Below are 5,458 nucleotides of genomic sequence, written 5' to 3' on the forward strand. Positions count from 1 at the left end.
GCCCAAGTCGTTCAAGAAGCGCATGAGGGCTTGAAGGCGGCTCAAGAGCGCTTGGTTGCTGCTCAAAAACGTCTTTCTGACTTTAAAAACGCTCCAGAATTATTGGTCAAAGCCCAATCCGTTTTATCAGCTGCGGTGGCTAATTTAGAGAATAAAAAAGAAAAATTGGAAGCAGAATTCACAACCCTTCAATCTTATCAAAGTGTCGTGGAACTGTTGAATTCCCAATATGAAGATCTAGCCTCACGGATAGATCCAGCTATTTTAGAAGCAGCAGATATGCCAATGGATATCCGCTCAAGCAATCCAACAACTTTCCCGGATAGACCAACGGTTCTTCCAACAAATAACAATAGTCCACAAGTGCAAGCACCAACAGCTACTCCAGCTCCAAAACAAGAAGCCAAAGTAGAAGAAATCAAATCAAAAAAAGAAAACAGCCAAGCTGTGGCTGGATCTGATTCCTCCAAATATGCAGCAGCAACAACAGGTGTTGCTGTCGGGTTACTTGCTGGATTGTTTGGTTTCAAGAAAAAGAAACAATCTTCCAAAAATGATTAAGACATACCGAAGATAGAGTGGATGCTTAGACACTTTATTGCTTAAACTCTTCAAAGAAGATTGATGAGGGTGGGAAAAGAACTCTTTTAACAAAATGAGTTCATTCCCACTCTTTTTTGTACACTTTTGTATCTTTTGAAAGAAAATGACAGAAAATGATAAAAAGTGTTGACAATTTTGAAAGATAGAGTATAATAGTTTTTGTAATCGATTGCAAAAGGAGGGGAAATGCTTAAATCTGAACGAAAACAGTTTATCCTCGAAAAGGTTTTAAAGGAAAAATTTGTCTCTTTGGAGACTCTTGTACAAGATTTGGGAACATCTGAATCGACTGTTCGTCGGGATTTGGATGAGTTAGAGGATGAAAGCAAACTTCGCCGGGTCCACGGTGGGGCGGAAAGTCTTCACTTTCTCCAAGAGGAAGAAAGTAATAAAGAAAAATCTATCAAAAACATTCAAGTTAAGTCAAAAATTGCAGTAAAGGCAGCGGAATTGATCAAAGATCACGATGTGGTCTTTATCGATGCCGGGACGACCAATGAACTTCTAGTACAAGAAATTGTTAATCCAACGGTGACAGTAGTGACCAACTCGATTCACCATGCAACCAAGTTGGTTGAGCGAAATGTTCCAACAGTCATTATAGGTGGAATGGTTAAATCTTCTACAGATGCTAGTATCGGAGGAATCGCGCTCAATCAAATCGGTCAGTTAAATTTTGACAAGGCCTTTCTTGGAATGAATGGAATCGATGATGAGTTTTACAGCACTCCAGATCTGGAAGAAGGATCTGTCAAGCGTGCGATTATCGAAAATGCAAAAAAAACCTATATCCTAGCGGATGATTCGAAAATTGGCGTGACATCCTTTGTCAAAGTGGCTCCTATCAAGCGAGCCATGATTATCACCAATCAATGTGAACCGCAACGATTAAAGGTTTTAAAAGAAAAAACGGAGGTTATAGAGGTTTGATTTATACAGTAACACTGAATCCAGCCATTGACTATATTGTTCGACTCGATCATGTAGAGACGGGAGCGGTCAATCGGATGGCTTCGGAAGATAAATTCGCCGGTGGTAAAGGGATCAATGTCAGTCGTGTGTTGAAGCGTCTCGATATCGAGAACACAGCGACTGGATTTATCGGTGGTTTCACAGGGCGCTTCATTGAAGACGTACTGACCAGCGAAGCCATTTCAACCAACTTTGTGACAGTGGACCAAGATACACGGATCAATGTCAAGATCAAAGCTGATGAGGAAACAGAGATCAATGGGAATGGCCCAGAAGTAACTGAAGCTCAGTTGCAAGAATTGCTCAACATCTTATCGAGCTTAACAGCAGATGATGTGGTAGTCTTTGCAGGATCTGCTCCATCTTCGCTTGGAAATGCCGTTTACAAACAATTGATCGCAGCAACTCGTGCGACAGGCGCGCAAGTCGTTTGCGACTTTGAAGGGCAAACCTTGATTGATTCCTTAGAGTTCAACTCCCAATTGGTTAAACCAAATAACCATGAATTGGGAGATATTTTTGGAGTTACCTTGACGGAATTACCAGAAATTGAACGTTACGCCAAAGAAATCTTGGCCAAAGGAGCACAAAACGTCATTATTTCCATGGCGGGTGATGGAGCTCTTCTTGTCAGTCCAAACGGTACTTACTTCGCAAAACCAATCAAAGGGGAAGTGAAGAATTCTGTTGGGGCTGGAGATTCCATGGTAGCAGGCTTCACTGGGAAGCTCGCAACGACGGGAGATGTTATTGAAGCCTTCAAATGGGGAGTGGCTTGTGGAACAGCGACCACTTTCTCAGATGATTTGGCAACAGCTGATTATATAAAAGAAACTTATGAAAAAGTAGAGGTAGAAAAACTATGAAAATTCAAGACGTTTTAAATAAAAACGTGATGTTGTTTGACCTTCAAGCAACAGATAAAGAGGGCGTGATCAATGAGATGATTCAATCGCTCGTTGACAATGGTGTGGTGACAGATTTTGACACCTTCAAGGCTGGAATCATGAACCGTGAAGCACAAACTTCAACTGGTTTGGGTGACGGAATTGCCATGCCCCACAGCAAAAATGAAGCAGTCAAAGAAGCAACGGTCTTGTTTGCAAAATCAAACAAGGGTGTGGACTATGCTTCGCTTGATGGCCAACCAACAGACTTGTTTTTCATGATCGCAGCTCCAGAAGGGGCAAATGACACTCACTTGGCAGCCCTTGCTGAACTGTCTAAGTACTTGATGAAACCAGGATTTGCGGATAAACTTCGCCAAGCAAGCACACCTGAGCAAGTGATCGCAGCCTTTGATGCGGAAGAGCAAGTAGCTGCAGCAGAAGAAGCGAAAAAAGCAGAAGCAGTCAAAGAAGCAGCTTCATCTGACAAACCTCTCATTGTTGCTGTTACAGCATGTACAACTGGTATCGCCCACACTTACATGGCAGAAGAAGCCCTCATCAAAAAAGGGGAAGAAATGGGTGTTACAGTCCGCGTTGAAACAAACGGTGCATCCGGTGTCGGCAACCGCTTGACAGCTGAAGAAATCGCCAAAGCTGAAGGAGTGATCATTGCAGCTGATAAGGCAGTTGAAACAGCTCGTTTCGATGGCAAAAAATTGATCTCTAAACCTGTTGCAGCCGGTATCCGTCAGACAGAAGAATTGATCCAAACCATCTTGGATGGCAAAGCAGATGTCTTCCACGCTGAAAATGCTGCACAAGCTAGCGCTAGCCAAGAGAAATTGAGTTTGGGTGGAGCCTTCTACAAACACTTGATGAGTGGGGTTTCTCAAATGCTTCCATTCGTTATCGGTGGTGGTATCTTGATCGCCCTTGCCTTCTTGATTGACCAAGTTATGGGTGTACCTCAAGATCAATTGTCTAGTCTTGGTTCTTATCATGTATTAGCAGCACAATTTAAAACAATTGGTGGAGTAGCCTTTGGCTTCATGCTTCCTGTACTTGCAGGTTACATTGGATTCTCAATCGCTGAAAAACCTGGTTTTGTAGCAGGGTTTATCGCTGGATCTATTGCTAGCTCAGGTTCAGCATTTGGAAATATCGCCTACGGTGCTGCTAAAGGTGAATTACCAGCAGCCGTATCATCAGGTTTCCTTGGAGCTTTGGTAGGTGGTTTCCTTGCAGGTGGAGTTGTTCTCTTACTTCGCAAAGCCCTTGCAGGTCTTCCACGTTCACTCGATGGTATCCGCTCTATCCTTCTCTTGCCATTACTTGGTGTTGGTTTGACAGGATTCTTGATGTTCCTCATCAATATTCCAATGGCTGCTATCAATACTGGTCTTAACAACTTCCTTTCAAGCTTGTCAGGTAGCTCAGCTGTCCTTCTTGGACTTCTCGTCGGCGGTATGATGGCTGTCGATATGGGTGGACCAGTTAACAAAGCCGCTTATGTCTTCGCTACAGGTACACTTGCTGAATCTGTTGCTTCAGGTGGTTCTATTGTTATGGCAGCTGTTATGGCAGCTGGTATGGTTCCTCCATTGGCAGTCTTTGTAGCTACAGTTTTGTTCAAAGACAAATTTACTAAAGAAGAACGCGATTCTGGTTTGACTAACATTGTTATGGGTCTTTCCTTCATCACAGAAGGTGCCATTCCATTCGGTGCAGCTGACCCAGCGCGTGCGATTCCAAGCTTCATCGTAGGTTCAGCTTTGACAGGTGCCCTTGTTGGTCTTGCAGGCTTGAAACTCATGGCTCCTCACGGAGGTATCTTCGTTATCGCCCTTACTTCAAATCCACTTCTTTACATCTTGTTCGTATTGATCGGTGCAGTCGTAAGTGGTATCTTGTTCGGATTGCTTCGCAAACCTAAAAACTAAATATGATTAAAAGGTTGGGAATGCCCAACCTTTTCTTTTTGTGCTAGTGAAAAAATCACCTCATTCGGCGTTGGTATCTTGAGCTGAATTATGATATAATAAGCCTAACGCATATTTTTAGGAGAATAAAAATGGATATTCAACGTGAAAAAGAATTTGTCAGCCAATACCACTATGATGCTCGTAATTTTGAGTGGGAAAAAGAAAATGGCATCCCTGAAACAAAAGTAGATGTAAACTTTCAATTGATCAATCGTGATCAAGAACAAAACACGACTTCTTTGATTGTGATCTTGAGCTACATGATCGTTTTTGACGGTTTTGTGATCAGCGGAACCATCACTCAAATCAACCACTTGTTTGGCCGTTATGTCAATGAACCAAGTGAATTCAGCAAAGACGAAGTGGAAGAATTGGCTCGCCCTTGCTTGAATATGCTCAACCGTTTGACTTACGAAGTCACAGAAATTGCCCTTGATTTACCGGGTATTAATTTGGAGTTTTAATCAATGAAATTAGCAGTGATCACGGATTCGTCTGCCTATTTAACGCAAGACGTGCTCCATCACGACGACTTATTTATTTTAGAGATCCCGATCTATATCGATGGGGAGTCTTATGTTGAAGGGAAGAACCTGACACACGATGAGTTCTACCAAAAGATGGCTGCCTCTAAGGAATTGCCAAAGACTAGCCAGCCGAGTGTTGCAGAGTTAGAAGAAGTCTTATCTGGTTTGACAGCTAAGGGCTATACGCATGCTATCGGTCTTTTCTTGTCATCTGGTATCTCAGGTTTCTACCAAAATATCCAATATTTGAAGGATGAATTCGAAGGCTTGACCGTCGAATTTCCGGACTCAAAAATCACCAGTGCTCCTCTAGGAATGATGGCAGAAGACTGCTTGAAATGGGCTGGTGAAGGCCGTTCTTTCGATGAGATTGTTGCCAATGTCCAACACCAGATTGATGGAACCTCTGCCTATATCATGGTGGATGATTTGAACCACTTGGTTAAAGGTGGTCGTCTGTCAAATGGGGCTGCCATTCTTGGGA

The 5,458-nt window shown here is 42.8% G+C and carries 5 protein-coding genes and 1 pseudogene; all 6 read left to right on the forward strand.

The features are described 5' to 3' along the window. A pseudogene (locus tag SPADD19_RS03655) lies at positions 1-561 on the forward strand (CAP domain-containing protein); the annotation flags it as partial. Between the two features lie 228 nt (positions 562-789). Beyond that, positions 790-1,533: a DeoR/GlpR family DNA-binding transcription regulator gene (locus SPADD19_RS03660; protein WP_003016359.1), complete on the forward strand. Its 744-nt coding sequence runs from the start codon at positions 790-792 to the stop codon at positions 1,531-1,533. Next, entirely contained in the window at positions 1,530-2,441 is a 912-nt protein-coding gene (gene pfkB / locus SPADD19_RS03665; RefSeq protein ID WP_061455237.1) for a 1-phosphofructokinase, read from the forward strand. Before SPADD19_RS03660 ends, pfkB begins: the two co-directional genes overlap by 4 nt. Continuing rightward, complete coding sequence (locus tag SPADD19_RS03670; RefSeq protein ID WP_061455238.1) at positions 2,438-4,405, forward strand: PTS fructose transporter subunit IIABC; 1,968 nt, start codon at positions 2,438-2,440, stop codon at positions 4,403-4,405. The genes pfkB and SPADD19_RS03670 overlap by 4 nt, the downstream gene beginning before the upstream one ends. A 131-nt stretch (positions 4,406-4,536) precedes the next feature. Then, complete coding sequence (locus SPADD19_RS03675) at positions 4,537-4,911, forward strand: DUF1149 family protein (protein WP_003001888.1); 375 nt, start codon at positions 4,537-4,539, stop codon at positions 4,909-4,911. A 3-nt stretch (positions 4,912-4,914) separates the two neighbouring features. Beyond that, on the forward strand, positions 4,915-5,458 hold a 544-nt coding region (locus tag SPADD19_RS11495), incomplete at its 3' end, for a DegV family protein (protein ID WP_164905828.1).

The sequence above is a fragment of the Streptococcus parasanguinis genome (assembly GCF_001578955.1).
GTDB lineage: Bacteria > Bacillota > Bacilli > Lactobacillales > Streptococcaceae > Streptococcus > Streptococcus parasanguinis_U.

What these genes read in the sequence shown, in the direction of transcription:
- SPADD19_RS03660 (WP_003016359.1), top strand. Translation starts at nt 790, where the DNA reads ATGCTTAAATCTGAACGAAAACAGTTTATCCTCGAAAAGGTTTTAAAG.
- SPADD19_RS03675 (WP_003001888.1), top strand. Translation starts at nt 4,537, where the DNA reads ATGGATATTCAACGTGAAAAAGAATTTGTCAGCCAATACCACTATGAT.
- SPADD19_RS03670 (WP_061455238.1), top strand. Translation starts at nt 2,438, where the DNA reads ATGAAAATTCAAGACGTTTTAAATAAAAACGTGATGTTGTTTGACCTT.